At 42.2% G+C, this 17,319-nt stretch carries 19 protein-coding genes and 1 tRNA gene; 10 read left to right on the top strand and 10 right to left on the bottom strand.

Annotation, left to right across the window (positions count from 1 at the left end; all coding sequences use genetic code 11):
• Positions 1 to 77: 77 nt before the first annotated feature.
• Complete coding sequence (locus tag QQL36_RS31215) at positions 78 to 368, bottom strand: hypothetical protein (RefSeq protein ID WP_321567946.1); 291 nt, start codon at positions 366 to 368, stop codon at positions 78 to 80.
• 6 nt (positions 369 to 374) lie between these two features.
• Here QQL36_RS31215 and QQL36_RS31210 point away from each other — a divergent pair, with 6 nt between their 5' ends.
• Entirely contained in the window at positions 375 to 593 is a 219-nt protein-coding gene (locus QQL36_RS31210; protein WP_321567945.1) for a helix-turn-helix transcriptional regulator, read from the top strand.
• On the opposite strand, the gene QQL36_RS31205 is transcribed toward QQL36_RS31210, so the two are convergent.
• Both QQL36_RS31205 and QQL36_RS31200 read right to left on the bottom strand, forming a co-directional pair.
• Positions 590 to 1,939: a hypothetical protein gene (locus QQL36_RS31205; RefSeq protein ID WP_321567944.1), complete on the bottom strand. Its 1,350-nt coding sequence runs from the start codon at positions 1,937 to 1,939 to the stop codon at positions 590 to 592. The genes QQL36_RS31210 and QQL36_RS31205 overlap by 4 nt on opposite strands.
• A gap of 108 nt (positions 1,940 to 2,047) precedes the next feature.
• A tRNA-Arg gene (locus tag QQL36_RS31200) sits at positions 2,048 to 2,121 on the bottom strand.
• A 105-nt stretch (positions 2,122 to 2,226) separates the two neighbouring features.
• On the opposite strand from QQL36_RS31200, the gene ung reads away from it, so the two are divergent.
• Positions 2,227 to 2,898: a uracil-DNA glycosylase gene (ung, locus tag QQL36_RS31195; protein WP_083729341.1), complete on the top strand. Its 672-nt coding sequence runs from the start codon at positions 2,227 to 2,229 to the stop codon at positions 2,896 to 2,898.
• 71 nt (positions 2,899 to 2,969) lie between these two features.
• Here ung and QQL36_RS31190 read toward each other — a convergent pair whose 3' ends face one another.
• Complete coding sequence (locus QQL36_RS31190) at positions 2,970 to 4,781, bottom strand: glycoside hydrolase family 2 protein (RefSeq protein WP_321567943.1); 1,812 nt, start codon at positions 4,779 to 4,781, stop codon at positions 2,970 to 2,972.
• 282 nt (positions 4,782 to 5,063) lie between these two features.
• Between QQL36_RS31190 and QQL36_RS31185 the strand changes: the two genes are divergently transcribed.
• The 6 genes from QQL36_RS31185 to QQL36_RS31160 all read left to right on the top strand — a co-directional run bounded on the left by QQL36_RS31185 (position 5,064) and on the right by QQL36_RS31160 (position 9,924).
• A complete protein-coding gene (locus QQL36_RS31185) occupies positions 5,064 to 5,945 on the top strand; it encodes an AraC family transcriptional regulator (protein ID WP_321567942.1) in 882 nt (293 codons plus the stop codon).
• 61 nt (positions 5,946 to 6,006) lie between these two features.
• Positions 6,007 to 6,732: an SDR family oxidoreductase gene (locus QQL36_RS31180; RefSeq protein WP_321567941.1), complete on the top strand. Its 726-nt coding sequence runs from the start codon at positions 6,007 to 6,009 to the stop codon at positions 6,730 to 6,732.
• A gap of 488 nt (positions 6,733 to 7,220) precedes the next feature.
• Positions 7,221 to 8,267 (top strand): beta-ketoacyl-ACP synthase III, encoded by a 1,047-nt coding sequence (locus QQL36_RS31175; RefSeq protein ID WP_083729347.1) that lies wholly within the window; start codon positions 7,221 to 7,223, stop codon positions 8,265 to 8,267.
• 191 nt (positions 8,268 to 8,458) lie between these two features.
• The gene (locus QQL36_RS31170) at positions 8,459 to 8,824 is read left to right on the top strand and encodes a hypothetical protein (RefSeq protein WP_321567940.1); all 366 of its coding nucleotides are present in this window, start codon (positions 8,459 to 8,461) and stop codon (positions 8,822 to 8,824) included.
• A gap of 14 nt (positions 8,825 to 8,838) precedes the next feature.
• On the top strand, positions 8,839 to 9,159 hold the full coding sequence (locus QQL36_RS31165) for a DUF3817 domain-containing protein (RefSeq protein ID WP_083729351.1): 321 nt from the start codon (positions 8,839 to 8,841) through the stop codon (positions 9,157 to 9,159).
• Positions 9,160 to 9,330: 171 nt separating this feature from the next.
• A complete protein-coding gene (locus tag QQL36_RS31160; RefSeq protein ID WP_321567939.1) occupies positions 9,331 to 9,924 on the top strand; it encodes a TetR/AcrR family transcriptional regulator in 594 nt (197 codons plus the stop codon).
• A 27-nt stretch (positions 9,925 to 9,951) separates the two neighbouring features.
• Here the strand turns inward: QQL36_RS31160 and QQL36_RS31155 are convergent, their stop codons facing one another.
• On the bottom strand, positions 9,952 to 11,901 hold the full coding sequence (locus QQL36_RS31155) for a glycoside hydrolase family 97 protein (protein ID WP_083729355.1): 1,950 nt from the start codon (positions 11,899 to 11,901) through the stop codon (positions 9,952 to 9,954).
• 25 nt (positions 11,902 to 11,926) lie between these two features.
• Positions 11,927 to 12,574, bottom strand: a complete 648-nt coding sequence (locus QQL36_RS31150; RefSeq protein ID WP_321567938.1) for a DUF1349 domain-containing protein — start codon at positions 12,572 to 12,574, stop codon at positions 11,927 to 11,929.
• On the opposite strand from QQL36_RS31150, the gene QQL36_RS31145 reads away from it, so the two are divergent.
• Positions 12,557 to 13,081 (top strand): response regulator transcription factor, encoded by a 525-nt coding sequence (locus tag QQL36_RS31145; protein WP_321567937.1) that lies wholly within the window; start codon positions 12,557 to 12,559, stop codon positions 13,079 to 13,081. The two genes, QQL36_RS31150 and QQL36_RS31145, sit on opposite strands and share 18 nt — an antisense overlap.
• Positions 13,082 to 13,305: 224 nt before the next feature.
• Positions 13,306 to 14,100, top strand: a complete 795-nt coding sequence (locus QQL36_RS31140; protein ID WP_083729361.1) for an HAD family hydrolase — start codon at positions 13,306 to 13,308, stop codon at positions 14,098 to 14,100.
• Positions 14,101 to 14,144: 44 nt separating this feature from the next.
• On the opposite strand, the gene QQL36_RS31135 is transcribed toward QQL36_RS31140, so the two are convergent.
• The 4 genes from QQL36_RS31135 to QQL36_RS31120 all read right to left on the bottom strand — a co-directional run bounded on the left by QQL36_RS31135 (position 14,145) and on the right by QQL36_RS31120 (position 17,319).
• Entirely contained in the window at positions 14,145 to 14,951 is an 807-nt protein-coding gene (locus QQL36_RS31135; RefSeq protein WP_321567936.1) for an AraC family transcriptional regulator, read from the bottom strand.
• 9 nt (positions 14,952 to 14,960) lie between these two features.
• Positions 14,961 to 15,233, bottom strand: a complete 273-nt coding sequence (locus QQL36_RS31130; protein ID WP_235643965.1) for an aldo/keto reductase — start codon at positions 15,231 to 15,233, stop codon at positions 14,961 to 14,963.
• 91 nt (positions 15,234 to 15,324) lie between these two features.
• Positions 15,325 to 16,017, bottom strand: coding sequence for a siderophore-interacting protein (locus QQL36_RS31125; protein ID WP_321567935.1), 693 nt, complete (start codon positions 16,015 to 16,017; stop codon positions 15,325 to 15,327).
• A gap of 3 nt (positions 16,018 to 16,020) precedes the next feature.
• Entirely contained in the window at positions 16,021 to 17,319 is a 1,299-nt protein-coding gene (locus QQL36_RS31120; protein WP_321567934.1) for a TolC family protein, read from the bottom strand.

Below are 17,319 nucleotides of genomic sequence, written 5' to 3'. Positions count from 1 at the left end.
CAGGGGTTTAGCCTGGCTCTTGTTGATAGTTCAAAGTCCTACACAGCCTGGAAAAGCCGTGGATTTGTTTCATATTATCATACTTCGGCAGTTTGCCTATCGTAATATGCTGGTATTTCCAACCTGTCTACCAATGCCCTCATATATATCCTTGTTTTTTGCAAATCCATGTTGTAAGAAAACAGGATTTTGTCCCATAGTAGAAGACAGGTGTGGTGATATCTTTTCTTTATGCCAAGCTCAATAAGCTCGTAAATAATCTGTTGGGGGCCGTTCATATTCTTAAAATGATGCACCAATATAGCATTTTTATTTAAAAATGGTATAATTATACCATTTTTAGTCTGGTATTTTCTTCCATTTTCCATCCCAAAATGGAAAAAATACTTAAAAAGCTTGGTGCTAATATCAAATCGGCCAGAAAAAAGCAAGGCATGACTTTACTAGACTTAGCGGTCAAAACAGGGTTTGATGACTCCAATTTAGCTAAAATTGAAAAAGGGCAGATTGATATTGGCATTGTTAAACTTGTTCAGATTGCAATGGCGCTCAATGTTGAACTAAATGAGCTGTATTCTATAAAGGAGTCTTAGATATTTCCTGCAAATTGTGCCTTTGCCTGCTTCTTTATTTGGAATAACCTGTCTTTAAATTGTGTATCATACACCTGTTCTACCATCTTTGATGAGGTATGACCGTTTTTCCTCGCTGCTTTTTTAGTGGCCTTTCTTATTGCTTTCCTGACTTCACTGTTAATGTCTTCAGATGTACGAGAGTGCTTTAAAGAATAGAAGTCCGCGGTGATACCTAATTGCTTTTTGACATGGCTATACCAGCGTCTGCTGATTTGCTCCTGTCGAATGGGACCACCTCTAAACATGGGTTTGAGGTCCTCGGAGAAAATATACAAGGTTGGAATATCTTTCCCCTTACCAGGTTGTTTATCTTTTGGTATGTTAGGTAGAGCCTTCATATAGAGCGTTTCAGCCTCGTGCATTATCTCTTCCCAAAGTTTGACTACTCCCGGCTCTATTGCCTTTTTATCCCATCTGTAATTTGTACCTTTCTTAACTAGCACCTTGAACCATCTTTCGCTGATGTTAACGTTTTCAAAAGTAAGTCCAAGCAACTCCACCTCCCTGCAGCCAGAGTGAAAAAATACCTGGCTAAAGCGCCAAAATGTATAATACTTATCTTTCAGGTGCTGGTTAACCCTTATACGATCTTTCGGGGTTAAAGTCTCCCGTTCCCTTTTTATACCCTTTAGCTTACGGATACCGTCCATTGGATTGGATTCCATTGCCTCTAATTCATTTAATTCAATGAAGATGGTTCTCAAATCAGTGCGGTATCTATTGTAGTTATTTGCGGTCCACTTATCTCCCTTATTCCTACCAATTTCATCTAGGACTAACCGTATTATTTTTCTGGAAATTGATGAAATAGGCATATCTGCGACTATTTGACCTTTATATTTAAGGCTCTTCGCAGCTTTTTCTACATGGGGTATTTTATTCTTTATATCCTTTTTAGATTCAGGGTCCATCCGTTTCGACTCCAAACCGAGTTCCAGCGCCTTAATAAATGGGGTATTCTCATCAACAATACTATTATTTTCTACCAAATCGGGACCCTTTTCTTCAATAACTACTTTAACTTTCGTCTTGGTTATTGGATTGTATCCCTGGTTTTCAAGTAAATCCTTTTCATTTTCAATCAGAATCAGCATTAGCTGTTGCCTGGCAGCCAAGTCCTTTAACCGGTTTAATCCAGCTTTGATAACCTTGGGATAGCCTTTTGGATACTGATCTTTGTATTTAGGATCATGAAACCAATACTCAATACGCCATTTTTTCTTCAGAGAAGCCCTTGTCGTATTCCAATTAGCGGGATGTAAATTGAAATCAGTGTACCTGCAATTAGAGGGTAAAGTGTTCATTGTAGCTAAAATTTAAGCTTAACGTTTAGCTTAACGTTTGCAATTATTGCTACAAGACTAACGAGAGAGAGATCTAAGGAAAGCCTTACTGGATAAGGCTTTCACTTGTGAACCGGATTGGATTCGAACCAATGACCTGCTGCTTAGAAGGCAGCTGCTCTATCCAGCTGAGCTACCGATCCGTTTTCCAAATTTCCCGTATATTTACTGTTTCATTTGGGAGTGCAAATCTAGTGAAAATTCCCTTTATAAAACAAATTTTTGCCATTCAAAATTTAAAAAAATTTATGGACGTTAAAATTGAAGCAAGTTGGAAAGAAGTTTTAAAAGATGAATTTCAGAAATCTTACTTTGAACAAATCGCCCTCCATCTCAAGCAGGAGAAGGCTTTGAACCGCACCATTTACCCTCCTGGCAACCTTATTTTCAATGCTTTCGACAAGACTCCCTTCGATAAAGTTAAAGTTGTTTTATTAGGACAAGACCCTTATCACGGTCCCGGACAAGCACATGGTTTATGCTTTTCTGTACAGGATGGCGTTAAACCTCCACCTTCCCTTGTGAATATTTTTAAGGAGCTGCATGCCGACCTCGGCCTGCCTATTCCACAAGGAGGGAACCTTACCAAATGGGCAGATCATGGCGTATTGCTCCTTAATGCATTCCTCACTGTCCGCGCCAATGAACCCGCTTCTCACTCAAAAGTCGGCTGGGAAAACTTTACGGATGCGGTAATCAGAAAGGTGTCAGAAAATAAAAAAGATGTGGTATTTATTCTTTGGGGACGGTTTGCCCAGGACAAACAGGTACTGATAGATGCAACCAAACACCATATTCTGAAAGCGGCGCATCCATCGCCTTTCAGTGCTGATAAAGGATTCTTTGGCTGCAGGCATTTCTCTAAGACAAATGAACTACTGGCAAAAGCGGGTATTGAACCTGTGGATTGGAGTTTATAACAATATGTAGCTATAATGGGTACCCGTTACACCCTGTATAACGAGTACCCATTATAGCTATATACTTTCTATTATTTACCTGCTTTTAATTCATTACCCGCTCTAATCACCGCTTCATTTACCGCCTTCACCCTCTCAATATCCATTTTCTCCACCTCCCTGTCATAAGTCAACATTCCATTCACCTCATGCTCCACATCCGTCGTCTGCGTATATATAGCTACACTCAATCCTTTATACCTCATCAATTGCTCCACCTGGTCCATCAAAAGCACATAACTATCCGTTAATCGCTCCTTAGTCGGTTCATAAGCATATGCATTATTCTCCACGGGCCACATATGCCCCCGTACAAACAAACCAACACCTCCAAATTCACCCAACGATGCCGCCCGCTTATCATCCGGTACAGAAGCCCCATAAGGCCCCACGTAAATATGTGTATCTAAAAAATCTCCATTTCCAGGATCACCTGCAGCCTCCTGATACCCAGGGTTATTATTAAATCCTGAATTACCATTTACCAGCCTCGAAGGATCCAGCTTCTTTACCCAATCAGTCATTTCTTTTACATCAAATGCCCCCCAGTTTTCATTGAATGGTACCCAGGTAATGATAGAAGGGGAGTTGTAAAGATCATCCATCATATCTACTAATTCTTTCCGGAAAGCACTTCTATTCTTTGCAGTATCTTCATGCTGATACCAGATAGCCGGCATATCCTGCCATACTAGCAGGCCGAGCTTGTCTGCCCAATAGTAAAACCGCTTAGGCTCAGTCTTCATATGTTTCCTGATTAAATTGAAACCAACTTTTTTTGTAAACGAGATATCAGATCTTAACGCTTTTTCTGTAGGTGCCGTCAAAATGCCATCCGGCCAATAACCCTGATCCAGTAAGCCAACCTGCATGATAAATTTATTATTTAGCAGTGGTCTTATCACTCCATTTACTTTACCCAGTTTTATATCACGCATCCCAAAATAACTGCTGACTTCATCTTTGATATTCCCTTTATTATCCGTCAGGGTTATTTTCAGATCATATAAAAACGGATCATCGGGCGACCATAATTTTGGCTCTTTTATTGGCATATATAAAAGCGTGCCGGAGCGCCCTGAAATTTCAGACACTACGTCTGAACCATTCAATGCAACAGCCTTTACCTTTGCCTGATCTGCATCCACAAATACCTGAAGCCTGTTGTTGACAAGGTCAGGTAATAGCCGGATACTTTTAATATAATGTTCACTGACTGGCTCCAGCCATACACTTTGCCAGATACCTGATGTAAAGGTATAATCGCCCCGTGGACCGTTTTTACCGGAAGGTGTTCTGCCATCGTTAGGATCATGTGCTGCAACGACAATTGTGTTGGTACCAGCTCTTAGAAATTTTGTAATATTGATATGAAAGGAGCTATACCCACCAGCATGCACCCCGGCTTTTTCTCCATTGACAAATAAGGTCGCATCATGATCTACTGCATCAAAGTTGATGATGATTTGCTTCCCTTTCCATGCGGCAGGCATTTCAAATGTACGGCGATACCACATATTGATTTCCTGATTCCGCGCAATACCTGACAGCACAGACTCCGGACAGTAAGGCACCAATATCTTTTCCGCTTTATCACTAAAAGCAATCGGTTTAACAGGGGCAAATGCACTCGCCACTTCTTTACCACCTATATAATCCCATTTCCCATTCAAACACATCCATTCCTTCCGCTCCAACTGCGGACGTGGGTAGTCAGGAAAAGGAACCGCTGCTGCCATCGCAGCTTTCGTCCATTGGGTAGGTAGTTTGGCTGTTTGGGCTTTTACGGAGAGTCCGTGGAATAATATGATGCCCAAATATAGCAGGCAGTATTTTGTTTTCATAATAAACAAAATACAAATAAAAATAGCCGCATTATAGCGTGTAGCTATTTTTCATTGAATGTGATGGCGATGCCAGGACTGGCCAAAGCTGAGAAACTGGCAGAACTGAGTGTGAAGAGATTAAGCGCCGGCGCCAATGTGGTACAGGAGGCATAGCAGGCCGTAGCAAAAGCAGCACAGGTGTTTCTTGGAACAGGCGATGCTGCGATATTCCAGCAAGAGGCCATGTCACGTAGAAAACTCAACCAGCTATTTGTATCTTTGCAGTAAACTATTTCATCTATGGAAGATACGAGGGGCATGATGGACAAAATCAGGCATCACGATAAATTAGCTATCGCGTTGAATGAAAACTGTGCTATCCAACTACCGGATGATGTGAAAGCAATTTTGGTAAAACCTCACAGACTCTCCTTTTACTATTTTCAATACATGGTGAAGGGGTCCGCCACTTTTGTGGCTGACATGCAGCAATTTACTGTTGGGGATGGCGGACTGGTCTACGGTTTGCCTAACCAGGTCTTTACCAAATTGCCTTACGATAAAAATATGCAGCAGTATGCGCTCTCTTTTGATGAAAGCACGCTGATGCTGTTGCCAGGTTCTTATCCATTCCTTGTCAATCCTTATAATGCCAATACTATCTCTTTTGACGAGGCTGCTCAGCAACGGGTAAAGAATCTTCTGGCCGGACTATTTCAGCTTTTGCATGCGCCTGGTAAACAGAAGAAGTCTGAAGTGATCCTTGCGCATTTGCATGCAGTACTGACTGAGTTTAATACCGCCTATTTTGAGCGGTATGAACGTAAGGAGGTGAACACCGGTTCCAAGTTATCAAAGTATATCGCCTTTAAATTGGCTGTAGAAACGAACCTGTCTGAGCAGCATGATGTGCAGGGTATTGCGGATAGACTCGCTTTAACTTCAAGCACCTTGTACGGTATTGTAAAGGAATTTGCAGGCGTTTCGCCCAAAGAGTGGATCACTAACCGGCTCATGCTGGAAGCACAGCGGAAATTACAATATTCAAAATTATCAGTGAAGGAACTGGCTTATGAGCTGGGCTTTACTGACCCCCGTTATTTCTCCCGTGTTTTCAAAAAGAGTACAGGGAAGAGTGTAAGCACCTATCTGTCCGAATTACAGGATTTGTCCCACAATTAAAACGATTTGTCCCCATCGGATGTTTTTCTGCCTGCTACCTTCGTTGCATAAATCAGAAGGTATGAAATCAGCATTAATAACAGGCGCTAACAAAGGTATTGGCTTTGAAGTAGCAAAAATACTTGCGCAAAAAGGTTTCTTTGTTTATTTAGGTAGCCGTGATCCTGAAAACGGCCAGGCGGCAGTTGAAAAACTGAAAGCCGAAGGATTGACCAATGTTTCAGCAATACAATTGGATGTGACCAGCCAGGCATCTGTGGATGCGGCAAGAAAAGCAATCGGTGCTTTAGATGTACTGGTCAACAATGCTGGTATTTCCGGTGTATCAGCGCAATCTGCATTAGAGACGGCAGCGGATCAGTATCAGAAAGTATATGATACCAATGTATTTGGTGTAGTAAGGGTGACACAGGCTTTCATTGATTTATTAAAAAACTCCCCCGAGCCTCGTATTGTAAATGTAAGCACGGCTATGGCTTCGCTTTCTGCAGCAGCGGATATTTACAATAGAAATTATCCTAAGCGATATGTAGTATACCAGTCTTCCAAGTCAGCGTTGAATATGTACACGGTGAATCTGGCGTATGAGTTGCGGGATACTGCGTTTAAAGTGAATGCTGTTTGTCCGGGGTATACGCAAACTGATTTTACGGGGCATCAGGGTACCAGTACACCTGAAGAAGCAGGGCAAAGGATTGCTAAATATGCGTTGATAGGGCAGGATGGTCCGACAGGGCAATATTTCAGTGAGGAATATTATCCGGCGCCGGCTAATTGTCCATGGTAATTAGAATAGGAGGGGGGATTATAAATAAATGAAACTCCTGGGAATCGCATAAAATGGAATCTGACTCCATCAGGTATCCGAATAAAAGAGGGTGTATCAAAGTTAGATACACCCTCTTTTTATTCAAACCAGGTTGTTAAGTCGCCATTCCTGGGGTTGTTATGATATAGTTATCCATTTGTAAAGCCAGTTTTATGCAAAAGCGAAAATAATGGATAATCATAAGGTACACTACTTTATGGCAGGCAGGTACTGCAAAATGGCAATCCGGGAGATGGCTTTTGCCATATTTGGTAGACATACCTGACTTGTTACTCCCGTATCGCAATATTTCGATATTGAACGGTTTTAGATGATATATTATATATATAAATACTTAAAATCAATGAGTTTGTCATATCCCAACTAAATTTGGCGAAAAAAAAGTTCAACTGCTCTTACTTTGAGTTACCTTCGCATCCCAATTTTCTGTGATAGATTTAATGTAAATGAGAAAGGATATCAGAGCTACCATCAGCGCACTAGGAGGCTATGTACCATCGAATATTTTGACAAATGAGTTTTTATCGACAATCGTAGATACTTCCGACGAATGGATCAAACAGCGTACTGGTATTAAAGAAAGACGTATTGCAACCGCAGAAGATGAAGCTACTTCGGATCTGGCAGCATCAGCCATCAGGAACTTACTGGATACCTACCAGGTAAAACCAGAAGAGATTGAGGCGGTCATTCTGGCCACTGCTACTCCGGACCACTTATTGTCACCAGCCAGTAGCCTGGTATGTAAAAAAAGCGGACTTAGCAATGCTTTTGGTTTTGACCTCAATGGGGCCTGCAGTGGTTTCCTGTTTGGTCTGACTATGGGGGCTAGTCTGATCGAAAGCGGCAGGTACAGGAAAGTCATTGTGGTGGGGGCGGATAAAATGAGCTCTATCGTTGATTATAATGACAGAAACAGCTGTATTCTCTTTGGAGATGGTGCAGGAGCCGTTTTGCTCGAACCTACCACTGAAAACTACGGGGTAATGGATAGTGTACTGAGAACTGATGGCGCAGGAAATGACGCGCTGCTGGTACCAGCCGGTGGGTCAAGACTGCCTGCTACGAATGAAACCTTACAGAACAGAGCGCACTATATCAAACAACATGGTGCATTGGTATTTAAGAATGCGGTAGAGTCCATGGCTACAGCCTCTGGTGAAGCCCTGGATCTCAATGACCTGGATGCAAACGAAATTGACTGGGTCATTCCACACCAGGCAAATATGAGAATTATCCAGGCTGTGAGCGACAGACTCAATATTCCATTTGAAAAGGTAAAGATCAATATAGAAAGATACGGGAATACTACTTCGGCAACAGTACCGTTAGTATTGTGGGATTTTGCAGAAGATTTTGAGCCAGGTCAGAATTTGCTGATCACTACATTTGGTGCAGGATTTTCGTGGGGAGCTACCTGTTTGAGGTGGGGACAGTTAATCGCAAAAAAGGAGCAATTTGAATATGCATTACCAGAAAGCGTAACAATATAAGATCTGATATTACAATATTGCAGGCAGCGGAAACGCTGCCTTTTTTATTTAATTTTACAAAAACATACTAACTAGTATGTTTTTGTATTACTTTTGCATTGTTCAAGTGATTAACTATGTATCAGACGATTTTAGTATTACATTCTATTAACCGTTACCTTGTACTTATCAGTCTTGTTTATTGTATAATAATGGCCTGGAACGGCGTGCGGGAAAACAAGGTTTTTTCCTCTACTGACAATACTTTCAGACATTTGACTGCGACTATTGCACATATACAGTTGATGCTTGGTCTTTACCTCTATATTATTAGTCCTGTTATCAGATATAATGTGTTTGAAGAGTATACATTCTTTCGTTATTTACACATTGCATTGATGGTAATTGCTATTATCATAATCACAATAGGCTCCGCCAAAGCAAAGCGGATGGAAACAGATAAATTGAAATTCATGACGATACTGCTATGGTTTTCACTGGCGCTATTGATCATATTGATCGCCATACCATGGCCTTTTTCACCATTGGCTCACCGGCCTTATTTCAGATCATTTTAATCTTATTTAGTGTTATGTTACAACTTTTCAAGACGCCCATAGGACGCCTCAGGATCATTGGATTTTTCGAAGGTATTTCCCTGCTGATTTTGGTGTTTATTGCTGTGCCATTAAAGTATTGGGGTGGGCAGCCAGCCATGGTAAAGACGATGGGGCCTATTCATGGGTTGCTTTTTACCTTATTTGTCATCACGACACTCAGCGTAGGTGTGACGTACAAATGGAAGTTCTCCGAGGTTTCGTGGAAGGTGTTAGTTGCCTGTATTATACCATTCGGAACTTTTTATGTTGATAAATACATACTTGCGCCACAAGCCAATAATGAAAACAGGTAAGTAGTTATCTGTCTCAAAGTGATTCCTTTGCCAGATGGAGTTTTGATCTGTAGGATTGTGATAATGTGCTACGTATAGAAATTAAATCCGAAATTGCAGGGTCAATCATTCAACTCCTGGAAGATAATGGTTTTGAATGTGAGGAACTGAACGATTAAAATAAACATCCAGATGAAAAAGGCGGAGGCAACAAGGATAAATATTTTACAGAAAGCATTTGAGTTAATTTATGTGAAAGGGTATAAGACAACCAGTGTTGATGATATTATTGCAACTACCCAGGTAACAAAAGGCGCCTTTTATTACCATTTCAAAAATAAGGACGAAATGGGGGTGGCAATTATCAATGAACTGATGAAACCTGCGCTTACGAGTAGTTTTATAGCGCCTTTGGAAAAAGAAGGATCAGCACTGGATGCTATTTATAACCTGATGTATCATTTGTTGATGAAGGATGAATTTATGAAAGTTGAGTATGGTTGTCCTGTGGCTAATCTGGCTAGTGAAATGTGCCCCTGGAATGAGGATTTTAACAATGTATTGAATGAAGTGACCGAGCAGTGGACAAAGTTGATGACCGCTACTGTTGAGAGGGGAAAGAAAAGCGGGACAATACGAAAGGATGTGAATGCAAAGCAGGTGACGATGTTTGTAATGTCTGGCTATTGGGGGGTGCGCAACTTTGGGAAGCTGGCGAATAGCAGGAGTCCGTATACGCTATATCTGAAGCAGCTTAAATACTACCTGGACACATTGAAGGCATAAAAAAACGGGGCTTTAGGCCCCGTGTCGTTAGTTAAACAGTACAGCGCCACCGGCTTTTTTCAAGGTAAGCGTGATCGTTGAACCTATTTTTTGTTTTTGTAGTGTGGAGGATTGCCCATCCCCATCTTTAATGATAGATACTTCTTTATTTGCCAGCATGGGCAGTGCGATTGTCAATGTCTTCTCTTTCGGTTCTCCGTTCACTGCGGCTACATACCATTTGGTACCTTTGCGTCTTGCTATTACACAGTATTTGCCCGGATAGCCATCGATCAGGCGGGTTTCATCCCAGGTGGTGGGTACATTCCTGATAAAGTCCAGCAGGTATTCCGGTTCTCCTGTCATATTATCGGGTGTTAAACCCCAGTGTTGCACTGATGAAAAGAACAGTACGGCAGTTGCCATTTCAAATGCATCTGTAGTACGTCTGATAGAACCTTTTTGTTGGGTACGGCTTAAGCGTTTATTGAGGAATACCGGTCCAAAATCCATTGGCGCCACTGCATTGCGTGTGAATGGATAGATGGTAGCGGTTTGCGGATAGTTATCACAGAATGATTGCTGGAAGACGAGGTTTTCTGATGCCAGTACGGCTTCGCTGGTTACATAGTTCGGGTACATCCTTTCCCAGCCCCTTGGCAGGGTGGCGCCGTGGAAATTAATGACCAGGCCGAAGTCAGCCGCATCCACTAAAATATCGTGGTACAATTGCATCGTTGCCTGTTTATCTCCGCCGAAGAAATCAACTTTTAATCCTTTAATACCTATTTTTTGTAACCAGGCCATTTCTTCTCTGCGCACGTCTCTTTCATTCATGCGGTTCCTGGGCGTAAGTGGGGCATCATTCCAGGATCCATTGCTATTGTACCAGAGTATCAGCCCAACCCCTTTTGAGGCTGCGTAACGTGCTAATTCTTCCATTTTCTCCTTACCGATCTGTGTATCCCAGAATGCATCGATCAATACATATTCCGCTTTCAGTTGAACAGCCATATTGATATAAGTCACCTGGTCATTGTAATTGGCACTGCTATCCTGCCATACAATCCAGCTCCAGGCAGCACGGCCGGGAGTAAATATTTTTTTAGAACTGATCACCGGTTTTACGACATCAGTGGCTACTGTAGATTCAACAAGGGGTTTAAGGTCATTACCTACGGTAATGGTTTTCCAGGAAGTCTGTAAAGGTAGGGGCGCACTGGCGCTTACCGGCCCTTGTCCGTTGTTTTCACCGCTTTGGGGGAAAGCGATCGTATACAGACCATCAGCAGTACCATCACTCAGGTGTGTACCCACATAGTTGCCCGCCACGCCTGTTTCGGAAACCAATGCCCATTGCTGGCCGGCTACATGGAACAATGCCGGGAAGGTATATCCTGCTTTATATTGTGAGGCGGTGCCTATAGGCTCATCGAGTGTATAAGTTTCCTCGTAGGAGGGTTTTGTTTTCATCCAGCCGCTCATGGGCAATGCCTGTGGTGTGATAAACGTAGTCGTTGCTGCGGGGAAGTCGAAACCGGTTACTTCTTTTTCTACCGTACAGGTGAGGGGGCCTTTGCCGTTCTGAGGAATGCGGTAGGAAAAGGCCAGGTCCCGGTTGCTCACACGGAACAGCACCTCTATTGTATCTTTGCCGGCATTGGTAAAAGCACAACGCAGTTCATTCGCCTTATAATCTACCTTGCTTACTTTCGATCTGTTAAGAGTGTATTGTTCCTGCACGGGTTGCTTTTTGTTACCAGCCCATTGTAGTTGTTGGGAGAAATCGCCGATACTGCTCACCAGTCCTAATTGCGATGGCTCCAATACCTGTTTGCCGGCATAGGTAACGCTATAATAAGCTTTTCCTTCCCGGAGCTGAACATTGACCAGTAGTTGGTTGTCCGGACTTTTAACAAGAACATCGTTTTTCTGAGAAAAGGCTTCAGTACCGGCAAATGCGGTAGCTAAGAGGCATAGCAACGTACGTTTTATCATATCATGGAAATTATTGACCTGTAATTTAGTTTCCCATTCTAAAATCGCTTACACTGTGCTGATCGAGCCTGATGTCTTCAAAATTGCTTGTGGTACCTGTATCGATAGGACATTGTGTGCTAATGCCCACCCATATCGTTTGCGGGTAATCGTTTTTATACAATCGTACCATCTGCCAGTTTTGGTTATCCAGGGAATAATAGCTGGCCACCGTTTTGGTATCAGATGATATTTTCATGTAAACGAAGCCCTGTTCCACGATATCATGGTTATTATCGTCGGAAGTACCTTTTGTTCTTACAGTGACCACACGGTGCTTTCCACGTTCGTCCTGTTCAAAACATTGCTTTTGATAGAGACTATCATTGACGTAAATATACAAAACACCGGCATTATAAGTACCTGTTTGGGTAAAATTAGGTGTAACTTTGACAGTTAATGTAAAAGGTTTGGTATTATCAACCTGTGAAAGCAGTAGGGGGGCGGTGTTATCAGACAATTTTCCGTCAGGGTCATTGAAGTAATCTTTTTTTTCGCCTACCCGGAATTCAATTTTCCCTGAGTCCTTTACGAATGCGAGTGAGTCAGCGTCTTTGGCAGAATGTTCTCTTTGCCGGCAGGCTATAGTACTATCAATTCTGCTTTTGAAGAAGGGGTGTTTGATAAAATACATCCGGATGATATCTTAGAACGACATATCCTGGAACTGAGTTATTTCCAGCTGCAAAAGGCCATGGCGCCGGAAAATCGACCTGCCTATAGTACACATTGCAGGTTGAGGATTCAAAATGATAAGGGAATATATGTCTATGTGACACACCGTACCATTTACCTGCGTAGTTTCCAGGATGGCAGTGTGTGGCTGGCGCTATGTCTGTATTCTCCTGCCACCTCTTCAAGCCCTTCACCTGATATTGATGGCAGGGTAATAAACAGTGAAACGGGGGAGATCATCAAATTTGAGCGTTATAAACAATTCGGAAAGCAGATCCTGACCCGCCGGGAGGTGGAAGTGATTAATCATATTGCGGGAGGGCTTGACAGCAGTAAGATTGCCAGCCTCTTAAATCTTTCTGTATATACAGTACGCAGGCACCGGCAGAATATATTAAATAAGTTAAGCGTAGCAAATACTTCGGAGGCTATTAAAACCTGCTCTCATATGGGATTGCTGAAATAGTTACTTACTTCCAGTAAATTATCGTCCGGGTCCCGGAAATATACTGATCTTATTTTACCTGTAGCGCCTGTTCTTTCTACAATTCTTTTCTTATAAAAATCACCCGAATCTCCCGCGCAGGGGCCAGCGGCCGGCTTGACTAAATTCAAAATGATAGATTATCATTTTTCGATCACACCTTTCGTTAAACCCGATTTCCCAATAATAGATAGTAACTTTGCAACATGATTAAGTTAGTAGTTACAGATCTGGATGGTACTTTGTTAAATGATCAGCATGAAGTACCTAAACGCTTTTGGGATATAGCCAACCGCCTGTTTAAGAAAGGAATCAAGCTCGGCATTGCCACTGGCAGACCACATTTCAGTATTACTGAAAATTTTCCACCTTTGATGGCGCATGTTTATGCCGTTTCAGACAATGGTAGTTTTATCATGCATGATAAAAGGGAGATTATGGCGAAGCCATTGCCGCATTCTGAATTAGCTGCATTAGTGAATACATCGCGTGGTATTGCCAATACCTATCCTGTGCTTTGCGGAAAGGATTATTGGTTCCTGGAAAGCGAGGATAAAGTATTGCTGGAAAAAGTACTGATCTACCAGAAGAATATCAAAATTGTGGAAGACCTGACAAAGGTGGAAGAGCCAATATTGAAGATGTCTGTACTCGATTTAAAAGGTGCCGATCAAAACAGCTATCCTCATTATGTACAATTTGCTGATAGGCTGAAAGTCGCATTGGGTGGAACTCTCTGGGTTGATGTGACACGTATGGATGCCAATAAGGGCGAAGCTGTGCAGATGTTACAGCAGGTGAATGGGATCACTCCTGATGAAACGCTGGTATTTGGCGACTTTATGAATGATTATGAAATGATGAAGGCGGCCAAATATAGTTATGCGATGAAGAATGCATATCCAAAGATCCTGGAGGTGGCTAATTTTGTAACAGAGAAGGATAATAATGAGGAAGGGGTATTGGATGTGATAGAGGCATTGTGTCTCAATGATGAGTAGGCGTTAGTTAACCCTGCTTATTCATACTGCGAAAATACAATATTTCATATTTCAGAGGGGGCTTTGCCAAACATCTTCCTGAAGGTGCGGGAGAAATGAGAAAGGCTTTCAAAGCCTAAATCGAGGTAGATGGCGGATGGCTTTTTATGCTTTTTCTCTATGAGATGGCGTGCTTCGGTGAGTCGTTTTTCAAGGAGCCAATGCCGGGGAGCTGCATCAAATACTTTGTTGAAATCACGTTTAAATGCCGCCAGACTTCTTCCTGTTAACTGTGCAAATTTTTCTATGGGTACATTGATATGATAATTGCTAAGCATGAATTTTCTTAGATCGATCTTATGATGTATCGAAAAATCAAATAATAGATTTCGTAATGAAGGGAGGGTATGCAATAACAATTGCACACCCTCTCTTACTTTTATCATGCCCATGGCATTGTTTATCTTTTCATCCTGATGACGTACGTATGGTATCACGGATTGAAAATACCCCCGCATAAAATCATTTGAAGGAATCAGCATATTTACCGGACCGATGTATTTTTCAGTGATTTCTATTTGTTCTTCCAATGCGATTTTTCTCAGTAGCTCTTCCTGCAGGATGATGACGATTGTTTCATAGCTGCCTTCGTCTGAAGGGGTTTTCCTGAGTTGTGCCAATTGGTTCTTGCCTACCAGCAATATATCGCCTTTTTGAAGGGTCGTTTTCTGGCTGGATGTTTCAAATGTCAATTGTCCGTTTACCATCAGGATAAGCGTACTATGCCCCAGGAATGCTGCTACTTCCTTTCGTGAAGCTGTAAGGTGAGAGTAAAAGATAACACCAGGAATTATTTCGATCGGGTTCAGCATGGCATGAAATTACAAAATTATCGTTGCAGATAGGTGCCGCCGGCTGACAAAGGCATCGTCTCTTCTGCCTTTGATGGCTTTGCCTACCAGTAGTTCGTTGGCGCCATGGCCGTAGAAATCGCCGGTATTCAGGAAGTTGATGCCGCTGTCGAGTGCCTGTTGGATGGTAGCAATGCTTTCATGTTCGTCGTTTGTGCCGCCCCAGGCTGTTGACATACGCATACAGCCAAGTCCCAGTTTTGATACCAGCGGGCCATTATTACCTAAAGCTATTTGATTCATTGTTTTCGTTTTTTGATGGTACAAAGCTCGGTGGTAATGTGGGATGGTATATTTCCCTGATGGCTCAAAAAACTTGACTGAATGGCTCATTTTACAGCCCCACACTTCCTTCTGCCCAATACCCTTGTAATTTGATATTCCTGGAACTGACATCATGCTTTTTTAAAGCAGTTCTAAACTGCTGTACAGAAGCTACGTTACCTGTAAGGTAGAATATGGCTTCCCTGTACTCATTTATGTACTTGTCCAATTCTGCCAGCGCTGCATCCGGCGTTTTGGGAACAATTCTGATATTATAGGGAGTAGGAAGATCTGGCTCATTCAACTCAAATATGCCGAATGCCTTACCATTGTTTTTATTGATCTCCCCGAGCAGGCTGATATAGAATCCAAGACTTGTTTCATCTCCAAAAAAGAAGTGAGTATGTTTACCTGGATCATATATTTTCCTGCCGCCAGGAACTGATACTTTCAGATGATCGCCGGGTGTAAGCTGATCTGCCAGATGACTACCCGGGCCATTACCATGAATATGAAAGTAGATATCAAAGGTGCCGTTTGTCTTGTTGAAATCAACAGGTGTGTAGTGTCTTATTTCCGTATCACTCACCCGGAAATTAATAGCACTACCCGGAAAGCAATCAATTTTAGAAAGATCTGTGTGAAAGGTGATCACTTTAATTTCCCTACTGTATTGGGAAATATCGCCCACTTCGATATTCATAAATTTTGAAGGTAGCAGGTTTTCCATTTGGTCGGCTACCCATTTAGGTACATTTGGCATAACTCAAAAATTATTTGTTGCTTTTTGTAACTGGATCTGTGCCAGCATTAATTCATATGCGCTTTGAATATAGTTTCGTTCGGTAGTGCTAAGGCTTTTCTCTGTGTCTAATAGTGCACTGTAGTCAAAGGCCCCAAGGCGGTATTGCTCCTGTTGATTGTGAAAGATGGTCTTTGATAATTCATAGCTATTCTTCGCATTTTTTTGGTTCAGCAGGGCATTGGCCAGTAAGGTACGAGCCTGTTGTACTTCGTAATTGATATCTGCTTCCCGCTGTTGTAGCAGTAGTTCGTGTTGACTGATCTTTTGCCTGTATTCAGTTAAGACGGCTTTATTTTTAACATGGGCGGAAATAGGAATGTGCAAATTGAGGGTAACATAGCTAAAGGGACTCCACCACCTGCCAGTACCGTAATTGAATTTATCCGAGAGGAAAAGCTGGGAATAATTTGCGTTTATCGATAAGGTAGGAAGCAGCTCCTGTTTATATTTTTGCAGATTGATTTTATTTTCTTCCTGTTGCAAGGCTAGTTGTTTGATTTCTGTTCGCTCGTCATTTGTTTTATCATAGGCAAGGGTAATGGCATCCAGTGAATCGCTGAGCAGGAGAGTCGTCTCAGCTGGTACATTCAATTGGTAGCGAAGGTTCATTACACTCAGTTCATAATTCTGATCTGCCTGTTTGCTCAGCTGGTCAGCATTCTCGCGATCCAGTATGGCCCGGAGATAATAGTTTTCAATCAGCGTACCATTATTATACATCCCCGTTGCAATCATTTCATATTCATGATTGCGTTCCGCGATATCTGCGGCTATGCGTTTTTGTAAACCTTTTAGTTGAACGTCAAGGTAAGCCCGGCTTATCTGCAGCATGATATCTATCTGCGCGGCGTGGTTCTTTTCTTCCTGTAGGGCGAGTGCAGTTTGTGCCAGTTTGGTGTCGGTTTTTAACATTGGATTGAACAGTGGTTGGATTAGATTTAATCCGAAGACTGTTTCATTTTTAACCATGAGTGGTAATAGTGTTGTTTCATCGTATCCTGGTAGTATCCCGCCTGGAATAACGGTATTCTGTAATTGCGGGCTATACTTTATGTGTCCGTCACCACTAAGTGTTGGTAACCACTCGTTGGTGGTTTGTTTTACCTTACTGGCTGCGATGGCTACATCATATTGAATCGCCTGAACGTCAAACCTGTTTTTTAGCCCGAGTTGAATCGCTTCACTACGCGAAAGGGTTGTCTGTGCATAGCTAATCGCCGCCGTTGTCAGGAGTATTATTAGGAGAAAATTCTTTTTCAT

The sequence above is a fragment of the Chitinophaga sp. LS1 genome (assembly GCF_034274695.1).
In the GTDB taxonomy this organism is placed as follows: Bacteria; Bacteroidota; Bacteroidia; order Chitinophagales; family Chitinophagaceae; genus Chitinophaga.
This window is presented reverse-complemented; position numbering and strand designations above follow the sequence as displayed.

Bases quoted from the DNA above. Each gene is read 5' to 3' on its own strand.
- QQL36_RS31215 (WP_321567946.1), bottom strand. From the start codon at position 368: ATGGAAAATGGAAGAAAATACCAGACTAAAAATGGTATAATTATACCA.
- QQL36_RS31210 (WP_321567945.1), top strand. From the start codon at position 375: ATGGAAAAAATACTTAAAAAGCTTGGTGCTAATATCAAATCGGCCAGA.
- QQL36_RS31205 (WP_321567944.1), bottom strand. From the start codon at position 1,939: ATGAACACTTTACCCTCTAATTGCAGGTACACTGATTTCAATTTACAT.
- ung (WP_083729341.1), top strand. From the start codon at position 2,227: ATGGACGTTAAAATTGAAGCAAGTTGGAAAGAAGTTTTAAAAGATGAA.
- QQL36_RS31190 (WP_321567943.1), bottom strand. From the start codon at position 4,781: ATGAAAACAAAATACTGCCTGCTATATTTGGGCATCATATTATTCCAC.
- QQL36_RS31185 (WP_321567942.1), top strand. From the start codon at position 5,064: ATGGAAGATACGAGGGGCATGATGGACAAAATCAGGCATCACGATAAA.
- QQL36_RS31180 (WP_321567941.1), top strand. From the start codon at position 6,007: ATGAAATCAGCATTAATAACAGGCGCTAACAAAGGTATTGGCTTTGAA.
- QQL36_RS31175 (WP_083729347.1), top strand. From the start codon at position 7,221: ATGAGAAAGGATATCAGAGCTACCATCAGCGCACTAGGAGGCTATGTA.
- QQL36_RS31170 (WP_321567940.1), top strand. From the start codon at position 8,459: ATGGCCTGGAACGGCGTGCGGGAAAACAAGGTTTTTTCCTCTACTGAC.
- QQL36_RS31165 (WP_083729351.1), top strand. From the start codon at position 8,839: ATGTTACAACTTTTCAAGACGCCCATAGGACGCCTCAGGATCATTGGA.
- QQL36_RS31160 (WP_321567939.1), top strand. From the start codon at position 9,331: ATGAAAAAGGCGGAGGCAACAAGGATAAATATTTTACAGAAAGCATTT.
- QQL36_RS31155 (WP_083729355.1), bottom strand. From the start codon at position 11,901: ATGATAAAACGTACGTTGCTATGCCTCTTAGCTACCGCATTTGCCGGT.
- QQL36_RS31150 (WP_321567938.1), bottom strand. From the start codon at position 12,574: ATGTATTTTATCAAACACCCCTTCTTCAAAAGCAGAATTGATAGTACT.
- QQL36_RS31140 (WP_083729361.1), top strand. From the start codon at position 13,306: ATGATTAAGTTAGTAGTTACAGATCTGGATGGTACTTTGTTAAATGAT.
- QQL36_RS31135 (WP_321567936.1), bottom strand. From the start codon at position 14,951: ATGCTGAACCCGATCGAAATAATTCCTGGTGTTATCTTTTACTCTCAC.
- QQL36_RS31130 (WP_235643965.1), bottom strand. From the start codon at position 15,233: ATGAATCAAATAGCTTTAGGTAATAATGGCCCGCTGGTATCAAAACTG.
- QQL36_RS31125 (WP_321567935.1), bottom strand. From the start codon at position 16,017: ATGCCAAATGTACCTAAATGGGTAGCCGACCAAATGGAAAACCTGCTA.
- QQL36_RS31120 (WP_321567934.1), bottom strand. From the start codon at position 17,319: ATGAAAAAGAATTTTCTCCTAATAATACTCCTGACAACGGCGGCGATT.